The organism is Corynebacterium aquatimens, assembly GCF_030408395.1.
Taxonomy (GTDB): Bacteria; Actinomycetota; Actinomycetes; order Mycobacteriales; family Mycobacteriaceae; genus Corynebacterium; species Corynebacterium aquatimens.
Genome location: NZ_CP046980.1, coordinates 13,695 through 33,280, shown reverse-complemented (window position 1 = coordinate 33,280; position 19,586 = coordinate 13,695). Strand labels below are relative to the sequence as shown.

7 protein-coding genes and 1 pseudogene are annotated in these 19,586 nt (G+C 60.3%); 2 read left to right on the top strand and 6 right to left on the bottom strand.

Annotated elements, in window-relative coordinates; all coding sequences use genetic code 11:
* Nucleotides 1-24 precede the first annotated feature (24 nt).
* The 3 genes from CAQUA_RS00075 to CAQUA_RS00065 are packed head-to-tail and all read right to left on the bottom strand — an operon-like array spanning nt 25 to nt 3,184.
* Nucleotides 25-1,014: a dienelactone hydrolase family protein gene (locus CAQUA_RS00075; protein ID WP_196825045.1), complete on the bottom strand. Its 990-nt coding sequence runs from the start codon at nt 1,012-1,014 to the stop codon at nt 25-27.
* On the bottom strand, nt 1,011-1,925 hold the full coding sequence (locus CAQUA_RS00070; RefSeq protein WP_231375519.1) for an alpha/beta fold hydrolase: 915 nt from the start codon (nt 1,923-1,925) through the stop codon (nt 1,011-1,013). Before CAQUA_RS00070 ends, CAQUA_RS00075 begins: the two co-directional genes overlap by 4 nt.
* An 11-nt stretch (nt 1,926-1,936) precedes the next feature.
* Complete coding sequence (locus CAQUA_RS00065; protein WP_196825046.1) at nt 1,937-3,184, bottom strand: ATP-binding protein; 1,248 nt, start codon at nt 3,182-3,184, stop codon at nt 1,937-1,939.
* 244 nt (nt 3,185-3,428) lie between these two features.
* Between CAQUA_RS00065 and CAQUA_RS00060 the strand changes: the two genes are divergently transcribed.
* Nucleotides 3,429-4,121, top strand: a complete 693-nt coding sequence (locus CAQUA_RS00060) for a TenA family protein (RefSeq protein ID WP_196825047.1) — start codon at nt 3,429-3,431, stop codon at nt 4,119-4,121.
* Nucleotides 4,122-4,197: 76 nt separating this feature from the next.
* On the opposite strand, the gene CAQUA_RS00055 is transcribed toward CAQUA_RS00060, so the two are convergent.
* Nucleotides 4,198-17,316, bottom strand: a complete 13,119-nt coding sequence (locus CAQUA_RS00055) for an adhesin domain containing protein (RefSeq protein ID WP_290178431.1) — start codon at nt 17,314-17,316, stop codon at nt 4,198-4,200.
* A 350-nt stretch (nt 17,317-17,666) separates the two neighbouring features.
* Nucleotides 17,667-17,858, bottom strand: a pseudogene (locus CAQUA_RS00050) (hypothetical protein); the annotation flags it as partial.
* Between the two features lie 162 nt (nt 17,859-18,020).
* On the opposite strand from CAQUA_RS00050, the gene CAQUA_RS00045 reads away from it, so the two are divergent.
* Nucleotides 18,021-19,205 (top strand): IS1249 family transposase, encoded by a 1,185-nt coding sequence (locus CAQUA_RS00045; protein ID WP_196824321.1) that lies wholly within the window; start codon nt 18,021-18,023, stop codon nt 19,203-19,205.
* Nucleotides 19,206-19,321: 116 nt separating this feature from the next.
* Here the strand turns inward: CAQUA_RS00045 and CAQUA_RS00040 are convergent, their stop codons facing one another.
* Complete coding sequence (locus CAQUA_RS00040) at nt 19,322-19,528, bottom strand: hypothetical protein (RefSeq protein WP_196825049.1); 207 nt, start codon at nt 19,526-19,528, stop codon at nt 19,322-19,324.
* Nucleotides 19,529-19,586: the final 58 nt, after the last annotated feature.

Below are 19,586 nucleotides of genomic sequence, written 5' to 3'. Positions count from 1 at the left end.
GAATCCGTCAATAACGGGCTACGGTCAACGGTGCCAGGAGGCGAGGCGCTCCCGCAGGATCTCCTGCGAGTCCTGGTAGGCGTCGCGGTTACCGTCAGCGGTGCCGCCCAGCGCCAGCTGCCAGCCGTTGGGCAGCGCGGCGGCGTCCTCGAAGAACACGTGGCCGGCGTCGGGGTAGATGTGAGCCTCGATGCGCGGGTTCTGCTCGGCGAGGGCACGGGCGGCCACGTCGGAGGGCCACATGCGGTCCCCGGTCCCGGCAAAGAGCAGCACGTTTCCGTTGAATCCACTCAGGTCGATCCGGGCGTCGTCAGGCGCTTTCGCCGCGGCCTCCTCGTAGGTCTTCCGGTACGACACCGGGTGCGCGGTGATCCCTTCCCACATCGCGCGGAACCCGGTGGCGGGATCGGCGTCGCGGAAAGACGCGTGGGGTATAGGCGCACCCCGCAGTGTGAAGGACGGCTGGTCATCGCGTGAGGAGAAATCCAGCCCACTGTAGGAATAATGCGCCGGGGCAAACGCAACTACGTTGTCCACGCCAAAACCGTGCTGCGCCAGCAGCGCAGCGAACTCGGCGCCCTTCGACGCGCCGATCACAGTCACGGGCGTTGCATCAGCAACATTGTCGGCGATGTAGCTAGTCACCTCATCGAACTGCTCCAGCGGCACGTTCGCCAGCGTCGGTTTCTGGTTGTCGGCGCCGAAGAAATATAGGGCGAGGACTTCGTACCCGTCGTCGTAAAGCGAGCGTGCGGTGTCGTACGCGGGGGAGCCCTCGGACCCGCCGTAGGTGACCACGACGCCGCGGTGGGTCTTCTCGTGAGGGCGGAAGTGAAAGCCGTTCAGGTACTCGCCGGAGATCGCGGTGATGCGGTCGGTGGTCTCGTACGCCTCCTCCTCGCCCGCGCCGAAGGGGTATGTGTGCTGGTTGTAGGCACGCAGGCCCACGATAACCAACACGAAAACAAGGAACAGCGCGACGAACGCGAGGAGGATTTTTCCGAGAGCTTTCATGGCATGCGCTTATCGACGAACTCAATGAACCTGTCCCCGACGATTTCCGGCTCGCGGGCCCATTTGTTGTGGCCGAGCCAGCCAGCGAGCTCCTCGGCTTTGCGGGGGGCCTTTGGCATGTGGCCCAGCAAGAACTCGCACGAGGCCATGGTGCATTCGGGGTCGTTGGCGAAGCGGGTGAGAAGGACCGGAACGTCGACCTGTTTGAGTGCCTCGGTGTAATCCTGGTCCTGGCCGGCCAGGTTGGCAAAGGTGTTCATGCGGTTGAGCAGCGACCACTCGTACAGGTGCGTGCCGGACTGGCGGCCATAGCCCGCAAAATCGAGCGCGCCGCCGGGCCAGTAACCCTTGTGTTTGGCAATCTGCCCCATCATCTGCCCACCGAGGAGCGCACGCACGTGCGCCTTGCCGATAAACCCGCGGTGGTACGGGCTCCCCGAGCCGACGCCCATCATGCCCTGCACGTTAAGCTCCTTCGCCTCAGGCCGCGAGAGGAACAGCGATCCAATCTGGCCGCCCATGGAGTGCGTGAGCAGGTACGTCGGGTGATCGACAGGTAGGCCCAGCACCCGCTTGGCCTCGCGGATCGCCTCCGGGTAATCCTGCGAGGCGAGTTTGTGGTAGCCCCACTTGTTGCTGGGGGTCGCCTTCGCCGTCGACGTGCCCTGGCCGTGCAGCTCACCGATAGCCACCGGGAAACCGCGCTCCGCCAAATAATGGGCCAGCGGACGGTAGTAGCGCGCGCCCATGCCGAAGCCGGGCCACATCATCACCAGCGGGGCTTCACCGGAGGCGGCGGACACGACTGCCGCGTCCTCCCCCGGCGCGAAGCAGTACACGGTGCTTACGGAGTTATCCGGCAGGTGGGTTTGCCCAAAAAGTTCACTGACAGCCTTAACCATGTGGTCCATCTTAGGTTCCTCTAGAGGCCAAGGAGAGCCAATGGCATGACAATGATCCCGTCACTACGTACGTAGGCCTGGCTGCCCGTGGTGAGCACCATGAGGTTTACCACGCGGTCAGGTAATTGTTCGCGCAGCCACGTAAGATGCCGGACATCCGAGTCATTAATCGCGGCAGCCAGCTTCACCTCAACGCCGAGGATTTCGCGGTTGGGTCCTTCGACGATGAAGTCGACCTCGCGCTGCCCGGAGTTAGTACGCAAGTGGTAGACATTCGCGCGGCACGCCTGCGCAAGGACCCGCAGGCTCAAAGCGCACAATGATTCAAAGAGCGGTCCCATCATGTGCGCCCCGGAAGGGCTGTACAGGCTCGACGCGATTAAGCCCAGCAACCTCGCAGCAAGCGCTGGGTCGGTGAGGTGGTGTTTCGGACTTTGTTGGAGCCGCTTAATCTCATTATTTTCTGTTACCCACCCTGGCACCGGGTCGAGCAGCCAGATCTTCGAAAGATGCTCCCTGTATGCGGACGTAGTTCGTTGGTTCGGCTGAGATCCGTCACCACCAGTCGTGGCATCCAGAAGCCGTGAGTAGGAAGTCGTGGTCGATGTGGCCGCGGCGTACGCACGCATCCACCGTCGGAGTGCGACTGGTCGGCGGACTTCCAAACCTTGTTCATTGATATCCCGGTCGATTACCCGCTCAAGGTAGGAGTCCAGCATCAGCTCTTGGAGCAACGGATCCTGCGGCGCAATCGCGGGGAAACCACTACCAACGATGAGGCCGGCGTAGTCAGCAACCCGTAGCGACGTTGCGCCGCCGATTTCTTTCTCACCGCGGAAGATGCCCTTAAAGCTGCACGTTGGTTCTGTGACCCCGCGCTCGTGTACCGCCATCGGCCTCATGCGCAGGGAAATAATCCGTCCCGCACCCGAATGCGTCCCCATGGCATCAACCGGCGTCGCCGACCCCGTCAGGAGAAATCGCCCAGCAGACGCACCGTTGTCCACACCACGTCGGACTGAGTCCCAAACCTGTGGCAACCGCTGCCATTCGTCAATAAGCAACGTTCCTTCACCGGCCCCAGACAGGCTGAAATCCGCGGCAACTACGGCACGCACATCCGCGTCATCGAGGTACCACGCCGTGTCCGCTCTCCGCTGCGCAGTGCCGGTCTTGCCCACGCCTTTTGGGCCATCAATCGCGATTGCCGGTACGTGCTTCAGCAGGAAGTCAAGCTCTGTGTCCACCGTTCGGCGCAAGTATTCCATGACCGCGATTGTACTGCGCGAATGGTCCTACTGCACCATTTTCACGCTTCCTAGTACATCATTTTCAGAGCTTCTACTACACCATTTTCACCAGTTCTACTGCATCATTTTCCTAAAAGGCAGATACGAACACCAGAAAGTTCCGGTACCGTGGGCGCGTGACACGGGGTGCCGCCCGCTGAGGCCCGCTGAGATCAGACCCGTTGAACTTGCCCGAATTAGCATTCGCGAAAGGAATGTCGCTATGGAAAACCAGACCAACACATCCGTCAACACAACCGCCCGCTTCACCGACGAGCTGCGCGAAACACACCGTGAGACGTGGGACGCCGCGGTGGGTCACCGCTTCGTACGTGAGCTTTTTGACGGCACGATCGATGACGGCGTCATGGCTTCCTACTTGGTCCAGGACTACCGCTTCTTGGATAGCTTCTTGCAGCTGCTGGGTGCGGCGATGTCCACCGCGGATGAGCTTGCGCCGCGCCTGCGCCTGTCCCAGTTCATCGGTGAGGTCGCTGGTGATGAGAACACGTACTTCCTTCGCTCCTTCGAAGCCCTTGGCGTCACCGAGGAAATGCGCGCTAACACTCCCGACTCCGCACCCACCGCTGGGTTCACGGGTCTCATGCGGGAGGCCGCCGGGACCCGCTCGTATGCCGCGGCGCTAGGCGTTCTTGTCGTGGCGGAATGGCTGTACCTCGACTGGGCCATCAAAGCCCCGGCCGACCGCCCGCAGAACTTCGTCCACAACGAGTGGATTGAGCTCCACGACTACCCCGCGTTCCACGATCTAGTCGCGTTCCTCCGCAGTGAGGTCGACCGTCTGGGCCAGGCCAGCGAGGACAACCGTGCGATCATAACCGAGTACTTCGGCCGCGCCGTCGCTTTGGAGCTGGAGTTCTTCGACGCCGCCTACGCGGAGCCGCTCCAGCTTTAGGCGCGAGCATTCGCTTATCGACGAGAAAAGGGCGACCACCTTTCGGTGATCGCCCTTTTGTTGTGCTCAGGAGGGGTTACTTGGTTGAGGAACCCGAGGACGAGCCGTCCTGGGCACCGTCAGCCGAACCAGACTCGCCGGACTTCTCCCTGAAGAGGTTCTTGCCGCCCCTCTTTTCGAAATCAACGGAGGTCTTGGCCTTGCCCACGTCGTTGGAGCACCAGTCGTAGAGCAGACCAATCAGCGCACCCAGTGCAACGGCTGCACCGATCGCCTGGCCGATCTGCTCAGCAGCAGGACCGACCATTCCGCGGAACTGGGCGTTGATCGCAGCAACCTGCTCATTGATCTGGCGGAACGGATCATTACCACCATGGCCACCACGGCCCGGGTTCGGCAGGTTCTGCTGGATCTGGCGGTTAATTGCGTCGATCTGCGCACCGAACTGGCCCGCGATCGGCTCAACAGCCTTACCAACAACCACACCGACCAGCGCCAGCGGCAGCAGCCAGGCGATCGGCGACTGCAGGGCGTTACCGAAGCAACGCTCCGCAATCAGCTTCGCCTGCGCGGACGAGCCGTCGTTAGGCGCGGGCACGCTCGGCGTGACCGTTTCCGTCACCGTCGCGGTAGCGGTAGCAGTAGCCGTCGGCGGCGTGCTGGTACGCGGCGTGTACGTTGCGCGGACCCGCAGCTTCTGCTCCACACCATCGTTGTCGGTGTAGATGAAGTCCTGCTCTACCTCACCCACGAAGTCCGGTTCCGGCTCGAAGGTAACCACGTCGGTGTCCGGGTTGACCCGCCACTGACCCTTGCCCGCCACGGCCTTGGTACGTGCACCGTTCGGCAGTTTCACCGAACCCTTCTGCTTGTCCGGCTCGTCGAAGGTGACGGCCAGTGCTTCGCCCTGGACCTGCTCCACAGCCACGGTCTTGCCATCAAATCCGCCGATAGGCATGCGCACCGTGGTGGTCACCGTCGTCGGCACGCTGACGCTGGTGGTCTCCGTTGCAGTTGCAGTAGCGGTCTGCGTGACCGGAAGCTGGTACTTAAGATTCACCTTCGCCGGGGACATCGCCTTGATGCCGCCGAGAGTCTCAGCAACATAGGACACCGGCGTTGGGTCACCGTTAAAGCCCTCATCCGGGGTGAAGGTGACTCGGCCGTCGGAATCAACAGTCCACGTACCCTCACCAACGACCTTGAGAACCTGCACCTCGCGGCCCGAGCCGTCGATGAAGCGGACAGTGTCCTTCTTCACCTGCGCCGGGTAGTTCGGTACAAACTCAACCTTGCCACCGGAGGTAGCGACCTTCTCAATGTCGGAGAGCGTGAACAGCGTCACCGTCGTCGACACAGACGTGGTGAAGGTGGTAGGCACCGTCGTCGTCAGCGTCGTCGGAACAGTGGTGGACACGGTCGTCGGGATACCCGTGGTCACGGTGACCGGCTCGGTGGTCACGATCGTCGTCGGCACCGTGGTGGGCACCTCACGCACCGTGGTTTCGGTCGTGCGCTCAGTTGTCGTTTCGGTCGTGCGCTCCGTGGTCTTCTCAGTAGTCGTCGCGACGGTCGTCTGCGTCTGCGTGACCGGCAGCTGGTACCTGACGCTGACCTTCGCCGGGGACACAGCCTTGGTACCACCCAGCGTTTCAGCGGTGTACTGCACCGGCGTCGGGTTGCCGGAGAAACCATCCTCAGGCGTAAACGCGATGCGACCATCAGAATCAACAGTCCACGTACCCTCACCATTGACCTTGAGCACCTGCACCTCACGGCCGGCACCATCAATGAAGCGGACAGCGTCCTTCTTCACCTGCGCCGGGTAGTTCGGTGCAAACTCCACCTTGCCGCCGGTAGTAGCAACCTTCTCAATGTCGGACAGCGTGAACAGCGTCACCGTCGTGGACACGGTGGTGGGCACCGTCGTCGGGATACCCGTGGTCACGGTCGTCGGCACCAGCTCAGTCGTCGTGGTCGGCACCGTCGTCACAACGGTCGTCGGCACGCTGCTGACAACAGTGGTCGGCTGCACCGTCGTGATCGTCGTCGGCACCTGCGTGGTCACAACCTGCGTCTGCGTCACCGGCAGCTGGTAGCTGACAGTCACCGTACCGTTGTTTTGAGCCTTGACACCATCGCGGGTCTGCGCGGTGTAGGCAATCGGATCCGGGTTACCCGTGAAACCGTTCTCCGGCGTGAAGGTGAACTCACCCGTACCACCGTTGACCGTCCACGTACCCTGACCCGGGACCTGAACCGTCGTGGCCTCATTACCCGCCGGGTCGATCAGGCGAATCGACGCACGATCAACCGTGTCCGAGTAGTTCGGCGTGACCTTCACTACACCCGGCTTGTCCGACACCGTCCGCGCATCCGGCAGGTGCAGGAACGTCTGCGTGTTCGTCACCGTCGCCGTCGCGGTCGCCGTGGTGGTGTTGTTCCGCGTCTCGGTTGCCGTGATCGTGGTCGGAACAACCGTCGGCACTTCAGTGGTCTTCGTGATCGTCGTCGGCGTACCAGCAACCGTGGTCGTGTTCACCACTGTCGTCGGCACCTGCGTCGTCACAGTGGAAGTAACCGGCAGCTGGTAGCGCACCGAGATCTTCGCCGGTGCGGACGCCTTCGCGCCACCCACCGTCGACGCGGTGTAGGCCACCGGCGTCGGATCACCCGTGAAACCATTCTCCGGAATGAAGGTGATCTCACCGTTACCATCCACATTCCAACGACCCTGGCCCGGAACAACCAGCACGTTGACCTCGCCACCGTTGCCGTCAAGGAACCGGACGGTATCCCGCTTCACCTGCGCCGGGTAATCCGGCAGGAACGAGACCTGACCAGTCTTCGTAGCCACCCGCTGCAGATCCGGCAGCATGAACACCGTCGAAGTCTCGCGCACCGTCGTCGGAACCACAGTCGGCACCGTCGTCGTAATCGTGGTCGGAACACCATCCGCACTCGTCGTCACCGTCGTCGGTACCGCAGTGGTCACCGTCGTTGGCACGTTGTTTACAACCGTCGTCGGGACAAACGCAGTCGTCGTCGCCGTCGCCGTTGCCGTCTCTGTAGCCGTAGCAGTCGTCGTATTGGTCGTGGTCACCGGCAGGTGACGGCTGATCTGAATCTGCGCTGGCTCAACAGCCTTCACACCATCGCGCGTCGACGCCGTGTACGACACCGCCGCCGGCAAACCAGTGAAACCATCCACCGGAGTGAACGTCACCTCACCGTTGTCCAGAACAGTCCACCGACCCTGGCCAACAACATCAAGGACGTTGACTTCCTTGCCAGTGCCATCGATGAATCGAACCGTCTTCGGATCCACATTCGACGGGTACTTCGGCGTAAACGTCACCGGGCCGTTCTCACGAACAGTGTGCTCAATGTTCGGCAACGTGAAGATGTTATTAACCGCCGTAGTAGTCGACGTCGCCGTCTCCGTTAGCGTCGTCGGAACCACGGTCGGAACCGTCGTCGTAATCGTGGTCGGAACACCATCCGCAGTCGTGGTCACCGTCGTCGGAACCACAGTCGGAACCGTCGTCGTCGCCGTCTCACGCTCCGTCGTCGTCGCCGTGTGCGTCGTCGTCACCGGCAACTGGTAGCGAACAGCGATCTTGCCCGGCTCATTCACCGAAGACTTCACGCCGTCGTTGGTGGTAGCGACGTAAGAAACCGGAGTCGGGTTACCCGTGAACCCGTCAACAGGCGTGAACGTAATGCTGCCGTTGTCATCCTTCGTCCACGTACCCTGACCAGCCACAACAAGAGCGTCAACCTCGTTCTTGTTCCCATCAAGGAACTTAATCGAACCCGGCTTCATGTTGTTCGGGTACTCCGGCGTGAACTCAACCCTGCCCGCCTGCGTGGCAACGTGCTCGAGCTTCGGCGCAATGAAGACCGTGTTCGTCGTGGTGATCGTGGTCGGCGTACCTGCAACAGTCGTCGTCACCGTGGAGGTCTCACGCACCGTCGTCGGCACCTGCTCGGTAGCGGTCGTCGTGGCGGTAGTGGTATCCGGCATCTGGTAGCGAATAGCAACCGTGCCCGGCTCCTCGATGCGAGCCTTCGTACCGTCCACCCGCTCAGCGATGTACAGAACCGGCGTCGGATCTGCACTGAATCCTGCCTCCGGCGTGAAGGTGATCTCGCCGTTCTGCGCGACCCGCCACGTTCCCTGACCATCAATCTGCAACTGCTTGACCGGCTGCTTGTTGCCGTCCAGGAACTGGATCGAACCAGGAACGATGGTCTCCAGGTACTTCGGCGTGAACTTCACCTCGCCCGGATTGTTCGAGACATGCTCGATGACCGGCGGGATGAAGTACTTCTCCGTCACCGTCGTCGGAACCACAGTCGGAACCGTCGTCGTAATCGTGGTCGGAACACCATCCGCAGTCGTCGTCACCGTAGTAGGAACCGCAGTAGTCACCGTCGTCGGAACCACGGTCGGAACCGTCGTCGTCGCCGTCTCAAGCTGCGTCGTCGTCGTCGTGTTCGTCGTAGTCACCGGCAGCTGGTACTTCACAGACACCTTCGCCGGTGCGGACGCCTTCACCCCATCAACCGTCGACGCGGTGTACGCAACCGGCGTCGGATCACCCGTGAAACCATCCTCCGGAATGAAGGTGATCTCACCGTTACCATCCACATTCCAACGACCCTGGCCCGGAACAACCAGCACGTTGACCTCGCCACCGTTGCCGTCAAGGAACCGGACGGTATCGCGCTTCACCTGCGCCGGGTAATCCGGCAGGAAGGAGACCTGACCCGCCTTCGTAGCCACCCGCTGCAAGTCCGGCAGCATGAACACCGTCGAAGTCTCGCGCACCGTCGTCGGAACCACAGTCGGCACCGTCGTGGTGATCGTGGTCGGAACACCATCCGCAGTCGTCGTCACCGTAGTAGGAACCGCAGTAGTCACCGTCGTCGGAACCACAGTCGGAACCGTCGTCGTCGCCGTCTCACGCTCCGTCGTCGTGTTCGTCGTAGTCACCGGCAGGTGACGGCTGATCTGGATCTGCGCAGGCTCAACGGCCTTCACACCATCACGCGTCGACGCAATGTACGACACCGCCGCCGGCAAACCAGTGAAACCATCAACCGGAGTAAACGTCACCTCACCGTTATCGGTAACAGTCCACTTGCCCTGGCCAACGACTTCAAGAACATTGACCTCCTTGCCAGCACCATCAATAAAGCGAACCGACTTCGGATCCACATTCGACGGGTACTTCGGCGTAAACGTCACCGGACCATCCTCACGAACAGTGTGCTCAATGTTCGGCAACGTGAAGATGTTATTAACCGCCGTAGTAGTCGACGTCGCCGTCTCCGTCGTCGTCGCCGTCGTCGGCACCACAGTCGGAACCGTCGTCGTAATCGTGGTCGGAACACCATCAGCAGTCGTCGTCACCGTCGTCGGCACCACAGTCGGAACCGTCGTCGTCGCCGTCTCACGCTGCGTCGTCGTCGCCGTGTTCGTCGTCGTCACCGGCAGCTGGTAACGCAGAGCAATCCTGCCCGGGTTCTCCACCGACGACTTCACACCACCAGTAGACGTCGCAACATACGACACCGGAGTCGGGTTACCCGTAAACCCATCAACAGGCGTAAACGTAATGCTGCCGTTGGCGTCCTTCGTCCACGTACCCTGACCCGCAACAACAAGCGCATCAACCTCGTTCTTGTTCCCATCCAAGAACTTAATCGAACCAGGAACCATGTTGCTCGGATAATCCGGCGTAAACGTCACCGCACCCGACTTATCAGACACATACTCCAAACGCGGCGCACTAAACACCGTCGACGTCACCGTCGTCGGCACCGTAGTCACAACCGTCGTCGGAACACCATCAGCAGTCGTCGTCACCGTGGTAGGCACCTGCGACACCACAGTCGTCGGCACCGTGGTCGGAACCGTCGTCGGCACATTACTAACCACAGTCGTCGGCACCGTGGTAGGCACCTGCGACACCACAGTCGTCGGCACCTGCGTCGTCTCCGTCTTCGTGGAGGTAGCCGTTGCCGTAGCAGTAGCCGTCTGCGTCGTCGTGTTCGTTGCCGTCGTCGTGTTCGTCGTAGTGACCGGCAACTGGTAGCGAACAGCGATCTTGCCCGGCTCATTCACCGAAGACTTCACGCCGTCGTTGGTGGTAGCGACGTAAGAAACCGGAGTCGGGTTACCCGTGAACCCGTCAACAGGCGTGAACGTAATGCTGCCGTTGTCATCCTTCGTCCACGTACCCTGACCAGCCACAACAAGAGCGTCAACCTCGTTCTTGTTCCCATCAAGGAACTTAATCGAACCCGGCTTCATGTTGTTCGGGTACTCCGGCGTGAACTCAACCCTGCCCGCCTGCGTGGCAACGTGCTCGAGCTTCGGCGCAATGAAGACCGTGTTCGTCGTGGTGATCGTGGTCGGCGTACCTGCAACAGTCGTCGTCACCGTGGAGGTCTCACGCACCGTCGTCGGCACCTGCTCGGTAGCGGTCGTCGTGGCGGTAGTGGTATCCGGCATCTGGTAGCGAATAGCAACCGTGCCCGGCTCCTCGATGCGAGCCTTCGTACCGTCCACCCGCTCAGCGATGTACAGAACCGGCGTCGGATCTGCACTGAATCCTGCCTCCGGCGTGAAGGTGATCTCGCCGTTCTGCGCGACCCGCCACGTTCCCTGACCATCAATCTGCAACTGCTTGACCGGCTGCTTGTTGCCGTCCAGGAACTGGATCGAACCAGGAACGATGGTCTCCAGGTACTTCGGCGTGAACTTCACCTCGCCCGGATTGTTCGAGACATGCTCGATGACCGGCGGGATGAAGTACTTCTCCGTCACCGTCGTCGGAACCGTCGTTGGCACGGCATTGGTCACGGTGACCGTCGTCGGCGTTCCGTCAACAGTGGTGGTGGTCACCACCGTTTCCTTCACCGTGGTCGGGACCTCAGTGGTCACCGTCTCCGTCCGAACATCCGTCTCCGTCGTCGTCGCGGTCTGAACCTGCGTCGTCGGCACCTGTGTCGTCGCGGTAGTGGTAGCCGTCGTCGTGTTCGTCGTGGTGACCGGCAACTGGTAACGCAGTGCAATCTTGCCTGGGTTATCCACCGAAGACTTCACACCGTCATTGGTCGTGGCGACGTAAGAAACCGGAGTCGGGTTACCCGTGAACCCATCAACAGGCGTAAACGTAATAGACCCGTTGTCATCCTTTGTCCAGGTACCCTGACCCGCAACGACAAGCGCGTCAACCTCGTTCTTATTCCCATCAAGGAACTTAATCGAACCCGGCTTCATGTTGCTCGGATAATCCGGCGTAAACGTCACCGCACCCGACTTATCGGACACGTACTCCAAACGTGGCGCATTAAACACCGTCGACGTCACCGTCGCCGGAACCGTTTCCGTCCTCGTCACCGTCGTCGGCTCACCATTGACCGTCGTGGTCTCAACGACCGTCGTCGGCACACTGCTGACCACCGTCGTCGGAACGTTGTTGACCACCGTCGTCGGCACCTGAGTCGTCGCAGTCGTGGTCGTCGTAGCCGTCGTCGTGTTCGGTGCCTGGTAAGTCAGAGCAACCTTGCCCGGCTGAGTAGCAGAACCATTGTCGGCGGAGGCGGTGTACGAAACCGCCGTCGGCTGACCCGTAAAGCCAGACTCCGGCGTAAACGTCAGCACACCATAGCCGTTAACCCGCCACGTACCTTCACCAGGAACAACAAGCACATCGACAGGGTTATTGCCGCCGTCTAGGAACTTGACGGTATCCCGCACAACCCAATCCGGGTACGCAGGCGTAAACGTCACCGGCTTACCAGGCTCGTTCGACACCTTCTCCAGGTTCGGCAGAGTCCGAACAGTCGCAGTGTTCGTGATCGTCGTCGGCACCTCAGTAGTCCGCGTGACCGTCGACGGCTCACCATTGACCGTCGTGGTCTCAACGACCGTCGTTGGCACACTGCTGACCACCGTCGTCGGAACGTTGTTTACCACCGTCGTCGGAACCTGCGTCGTCGCAGTCGTGGTCGTCGTAGCCGTCGTCGTGTTTGGTGCCTGGTACGTCAGAGCAACCTTGCCCGGCTGAGTAGCAGAACCATTGTCGGCGGAGGCGGTGTACGAAACCGCCGTCGGCTGACCCGTAAAGCCAGACTCCGGCGTAAACGTCAGCACACCATAGCCGTTAACCCGCCACGTACCTTCACCAGGAACAACAAGCACATCGACAGGGTTATTGCTGCCGTCTAGGAACTTGACGGTATCCCGCACAACCCAATCCGGGTACGCAGGCGTAAACGTCACCGGCTTACCAGGCTCGTTCGACACCTTCTCCAGGTTCGGCAGAGTCCGAACAGTCGCAGTGTTCGTGACCGTCGTCGGCACCTCAGTAGTCCGCGTGACCGTCGACGGCTCACCATTGATCGTCGTGGTCTCAACGACCGTCGTCGGCACACTGCTGACCACCGTCGTCGGAACGTTGTTTACCACCGTCGTTGGAACCTGAGTCGTCTCCGTTGCCGTGGCGGTTTCAGTGAGCTTTTCCGTCGTAACGGTCGTCGTCGGAACGGTCGTCGGAACCTGAGCTGTCGTGGTAGCCGTCTGCGTCGTCGTGTTCGTAGTGGTCACCGGCAGCTGGTAACGCAAAGCAATCCTGCCCGGCTCGTTCACCGACGACTTCACACCACCAGTAGACGTCGCAACATACGACACCGGAGTCGGGTTACCCGTAAACCCATCAACAGGCGTAAACGTAATGCTGCCGTTGGCGTCCTTCGTCCACGTACCCTGACCCGCCACAACAAGCGCATCAACCTCGGTCTTGTTCCCATCCAAGAACTTAATCGAACCAGGCACCATGTTGCTCGGATAATCCGGCGTAAACGTCACCACACCCGACTTCTCAGACACATACTCCAAACGCGGCGCACTAAACACCGTCGACGTCACCGTCGTCGGCACCGTAGTCACAACCGTCGTCGGAACACCATCAGCAGTCGTCGTCACCGTAGTAGGTACCGCAGTAGTCACCGTCGTCGGCACCAACGCCGTCGCCGTCGTCGTCGCGGTCTCACGCTGCGTCGTCGTGTTCGTCGTAGTCACCGGCAACTGGTACGTCACCGCAAACTTACCGGGGTTGTCCACTGCGGCCTTGAGACCGCTAGCGGTTTTAGCCACATAAGAGACCGGAGTTGGGTTACCCGTGAAGCCTTGTTCCGGCGTGAAGGTCACCTCGCCGTTCGAATCGACCTTCCACGTACCCTGGCCAACAACAACAAGTTCATTGACCTCGTTCTTGTTGCCGTCAAGGAAACGGATGCTCCCCGGGACCATGTTGCTCGGGTAATCCGGCTGGAACGTAACCGTTCCGGCCTCCGAAGCAACATGCTTGATCAACGGTGGGATGAAGATTCCTTCAGGCGTCGCGGTCTCGGGTTTCTTCGTACCGACCTTGATGATGTGGTCCCGAGGCGGAGTCGTTGTTTCAGTGCCGTTAGTGTGGTGAACAATCGTGCCCGGAACACCTTCCTGAGCAACCACATACTTTCCGGCCTCGAGGTTCGGGTCCTCCTCAACCTTAACGGCGTACGGGGTTTCCTCAGTCCATTCCACACCGTCCGCCGGCTTGGTGCCGACGCGAACGACTTCCTGGACAGGTTCTTTCACCGTTTTAACGGTTGGAACGCCATTGGTGACAGTGACCTTTACCTGACCATTCTGGCCAGCGACGTCCACAACTCGATCACCTGGTTGGAGGGTCGGATCGTAGACGATCTTGGTCGTAAACGGGATATCTACTAGCTGCTCACCAATCGTGGGCGTAGTCTTCGTACCCACGCGGATGACAGCATCCTGCTTCTCGGTCACCGTGGTGGTCGTGACGACCGGGTTGCCGGAGGGCTTACCGTCGACAAGCTTCTGCGTGCTCGTGACCTTCTCCTCGCCGACAACGCCCTGCGTATCGACGACCTGCTTACCCGCCTCGAGAGTGTCGTCGTAGACGATCTTCGTCTCGAACGGGATCGGGCGGGTGGTCTGGGTCACCAACTGCTGGTCCGCCAGGCGCGGGCCGTACTCGATGATCTCCTCGACCGGCTCCTTCTTGACCTCGGACTCCACGACGGACGCCTGGTCACCGGCAGCAGTGAACTTCGCGGTGTACGTGCGCTCACCGTTCACACCCTGCTGCACAACCTTCGTCTCACCCGGAGCGAGCGCCGGGTTCGGGCGAGTGGTGGTGCTATACGGAATCGGCACCGTCCACGTCACATCCTCGGACGCTTCAGCCTGCTTGGTACCGACGTGCACGACCTCGTTGGTCGGCGCAGTGGTCTGCTCCCACGTGCCGTCGCGCTTCTGCTTCTCCTCACCTGCCACACCCTTCGTGACAGTCCTGTACTCGCCGGCAGGAATCGTGTCGTCGTAGACATATTCCACTCCGAACGGCACCGGACGTGTCGGAACGTCAACAACGTTCACGACGGCCGTAGCGATGTCCGTCGAGCCATCTTCGTAGGTCACCGTGACGGGAATCTCGACCTGGCTACCCGGCACGGCATCCGCCGGTGCGGTTGCAGTGATCTTGCCGTCGTTGTCGATGTTGACAGTCCAACCCGGGGGAATAGCGCCCAACTCGTACTTTGCGACGTTGACGTTGGCCGGCTTCTGCAGGGTGACTGGCAGCGTTGCCGTCTGACCCGGGTACACCGTCTCCGCCGGGTAACTCGGTTCCGCCTCCCAGCTGTTAGTCAGCTTCACCACGGTGGTCACCGGCACCTTCGAGGTGGAGCCGTTCGGGGTCACCACATCAACGTTGATGGTCTTCTTGTCACCCGGCTTAGAGCCTGCCGGCGGCGTGGAAGAAACGACACCGGTCATCGGGTCGATCGTGTACTCCCAGCCGTCTTCGGTTGTCATCACGGTGAGCGGCGAGCCGTCAGGTTTCTTGCCGAAGGAGAACGTCGACCCCTTCGGGGCGTCCTGCACCTGGTGGTCCACAGCCTTATTCGGGCCGGTGGACTCAACGGAGTAGACCGGTGAGATATCGCCCTTGAGCACGACGACGGTGCCCTTGATCCGCTGCGGCGCCTGTCCAGTTGCAGCGCTGTAGTGCGCAAGGACCGGGATGTTGAGCTTGTAGCCCTCAGGTGCGGTCGTCGGGATGGTCGTGGTGATCTCGCCAGTGTTCTGGTCGATCTTGACGGTCCACGTACCGCTGTCGTCAGTGTGGGTGTACTCCGTTTCGCCGCCGTCGAAGGTGTAGCGGGTCGGCGCCGCATCGCTGGAGTTACCGGTCAGACCAACCGCCGGGACCTTGGGCGTCAGTGTCACCTTGGTGCCCGGCTTGTTAGTCACCGTGTCGTAATCGGGAATCTTGATGTTCACAATGGCCTGGAACTGGACCTCGACCACGTCGTCAGTGCCATCCTTATATTTAGCAGTCACCTTCGGAGTGATGATGGTGCCCGGTGCGACGGTGCTGTCAGCGGTTGCCGTGACCTTGCCAGTGTTATCGACGGTGACGGTCCACCCCGCGGGGACGGTGGACTGATCCACCTCAAACGTCGCCGGGGCGACCGGGGCGTAACCATCAAGTATGGGCGTGATGGCGATCTGAGAGGTGATCGCCTTATTGACCTCACCCTTAGCAACACCCGGGCGCACCAGATCCGTGATCTGGGTGTGGTTCGGCTCCACGATCACGAGGAGGCCCAGCTCATCCGTCGAGCCGTTGGAGTACTCCACAACGACCCTGGGCTGCGCGAAGGTACCGGGCTCAGGATTCGCTGGGGAGGTGACGGTGACGTCGTAGGTCACCGGATCCATATCGGCGGTCCAGCCCGCGAATACGTATCGCTTGTCCAGTTTAACCTTGGCATTGAAGCCACCGGCGCCCTTATCTTTCACCAGGTCCCGGATCAAGTCGGGGACCTGCTTGAAGATGACCTGCTGCGGCTGGTCCGTCAGACTGCCGTTAGTGTCGATGCCGGACGTGATTGTTAGCTCGCTCTTTTTGTACTGCGGGTCGTGGAATTCCGTGTCGTCCAGGGAGAACGACGTCGAGCCGATGACGTTCGCCTTGTTGTAGCGCGTCAGTGAATTCGAGCTGTCGTAGACATTGCCTTTGCCTTCGGTGTTATGCTCAGTGGCAGCTCGGAGCTGGTCAACGGTACGTGGCTTCGCCAGAACGGAGAAGTTCACGTTCTTGTCGGTCGCCAGGTCGGTGCCGCGGTACTCAGGCCAGGTGAAGAAGATCTCGCCGGTCGTTTCGTCGATACGCAGGTTCTGCGTACCCCCGGAGGCTTCTGGGTCCGTGGTGCCGATGAACTTGCCGTTGCCGTCGTAGGCTTCCACGACCATGCGGGACATCGAGTCGTCCGTACCGCCGTTCTTCAAAGCAGGAACCTTGATCGTACCGACCTTGGTTTCCTCACCAGGGACGATCACATGCTTCTCGGACACCTCGGCAGTCTCCCACGACACCTTGATCGGGTTACATTCGATGTTCTCGCTCGGCCACGGGTTTACAGTAGCGCCAAAAGACGCACTGCCCCCCTGGGTGGCTTTCGCCGGCCCCTTATCGTTGTCCTGCTTGTAGTTGCTTTGCCAGGCGTAACGCACAGGGTTTTTGTCGGAGGCCGAAGCGAACTGCTTGACTTTCTCATCGGTCAGCTGTGCGTAGAGATTCAAGTTTATCGTAGAGCGACCACTAGCAGTAATCTTGATGATTTCGTCGGCCTTGTGAGTGACCCTCTTGCCATCGAAGGTCTGGCCGGCCTCCATGGAAGGCACTTCGCCGGTATCCAAAACGTTCTTAAGGGACCCCGTATTGTAAAAGTACCAATCGGCGAATGTGCGGTCCTTCGAGTTATCAAAGGAGACGCTCAGACCCCAAGCTTTCTTGTCGGGGCTGCCCCCACCCGGCTCCAGGGTGTTCCAGCTGAAACCAGCCTGGCTGCCGCTGGGCTCCTCGCTTTCAACAACACACGAACCCGCCGGCAGGGCGGACGGCTTCTGCGCGTCCTCCTCCACCGCGCCGGACTTGTCGCGGATGCCGCCGGTGAATGCAGCGGCGGTGGCCTGGGAAGCCAACGGCCCCGGTCCCACGATGCTCAGGCCACCGAGCGCTAACGCGATGGTGGACACGGTGGCGATGCCAGCGCGAGATGATTTTTTTAGACGCTGAGATGATTCAGTCACTTCTACTCCTGTTTGATAGTCACGGACCAAACCACTGCTACACAGGCTGTGAACCGCAAACACCATGACCCATCCAAGGCCATGGCGATTATTTGAATAAACTTGCCAGTTTCATGGCAGACGTCCCGATTTTCCCATGTAGTTAGGTTCACCGTCAAGTTTCTAGCTGCACTTATGCAGGAAGGAGCAGCATATATTCAGGCCCTTGAAAATATGAGTTTCTAATCGGAATCATAAGACAGCACCAACAGTGCAAACGGGCCACAATGTGATCTAAAACCCTGTACTTGGATTTGTGATTATCCACACCTTTTCAAGCGCAGAACTATTCGTCGATAAGCGAAAATGCGTTAGATATCGAGGAAGCGGACGTCCTTTGCCTTGCGCGTGATGAACGAGCGGCGGGCGGCGACATCATCGCCCATGAGGACGGAGAAGAGCTCGTCGGCACGCTGGGCATCCTCGAGCTCCACGCGGCGCAGGATGCGGTTCTCCGGGTCGAGGGTGGTCTCCCAGAGCTCACCCGCGTTCATTTCACCGAGGGGTTAAGTGACAAAATGTGTGTCTGATTTCCGGTATATCTGCTGATCAGGCTGCATAAATCGGGCTCGAATAGGGTTTTTCGCCTTATTCTGGCTCGTTTTTCGTTCAATCCACCGGAATGGCACCTTCATGTGCTAGCGGGGTGTTGGTGTGCTTTCCCGGTGACACCAAACAGACCACGATGCCCCTCATGTCATGGGGAAACAAAGAAAAACGGTCCCACTCCCAAAGGCTCCACTAGGTGGCGGTGCAAAGACTGCGGAGCCACCTTCATACGCCACCGCACCGACCAAACCCAAGCTCGGGACTTCACAGCGTTTCACGCCTACGTCACTGGCACAGCGTCACTTAACGACGTAGCTGGTACCTTGAACGTCTCCCGCCGCACGCTCGACCGCCGGTTCGCCCCGTTTTGGCTCATCGATGTTCCCAACACCCCAGACCCACACCGGGTCTACGACCAGATTTTCATCGACGGCACCTACACCGACGCTGGCTGCCTGCTGGTTGCCGCAAGCCGCGACCACGTCATCGCCTGGCACTGGGCTAAAAGCGAATCAGCCCACGCCTACACTCAACTACTAAGCGGCATCGCCGCACCGTTATGCGTCGTCCTCGACGGCGGCCAAGGCGCCTTATCCGCCATCAAAGCCTGCTGGCCCAACACGCTGATCCAGCGCTGTCTCGTCCATGCCCAACGCGTTGTCCGCCGCTACACCACAACACGCCCCCGCACCGATGCCGGCAAGGCCATCTATGCACTAGCGCTGAAACTGACCACGATCACCACCGTGGACCAAGCCCGGGAATGGACGCTGCGTCTACACGACTTCGCAGTGGTCTACAAGGCCTTCCTCAACGAGAAAACACTCCTACCCAAAGAGCGCCGCACCCTCAACCACCAATGGGAATGGACCCATATCCGTGTGCGTAGGGCTTACAACTCGCTTGTGCACCTTTCACGCAACAACTGGCTGTTCACCTACCTCCAACCCCCGACAGACGCACTCGAACCCGACCGGTGGGCAGCAACCACCAACAGTCTTGAAGGCGGGATCAACGCCCAACTCAAACGCATCGCTGACGCCCACCGCGGCAGATCAGGAGAGCGGCAACGCAAAATGCTCGAATGGTACCTGCACTCGAAAACGCAACTGCCTGACGCCCCATTACAGATCGCCAGGCAGTGCAGGTTCGGACAAGATCAACTCGCCAAAGTTCCCGATCTCGTCACTAAAGACCGAAACGAATCCGACCATCAAACAGGCCGACCAGCCTTCTACGACAACGCTATCCCAACCGACTACGAACACTCAGTAGGAATCAGAAAAGGACCCCTCAAATAACAAAAAGCGTGCCCCACCGGCGACACGCCGACCAGACACACTTTTTGTCTATTAACCCTCACCGAGACCCTTGTAGCGCTGAATGCCGTCGTCCGTGTTGATCTTGCGGCCCTCGTTCAAGCCGGCTTCCAGCTCAGCAGCGGACGGTAGTACCGCGCGCCCATGCCGAACCCGGGCCACATCATCACCAGTGGAGCCTCACCGACCTGGGCGGTGTCCTCCGCCGGCGCGAAGCAGTACACGGTGCTCATGGAATTATCCGGCGGGTGGGATTGACCAAACAGTTCGGTGACAGCATTGACCTTGGTGACCATGTGGTCCATAGGTACTTCCATAGCCGCTCAAGAAAAAGAGGGCGCCACCTGACTGGTGGTCGCCCTC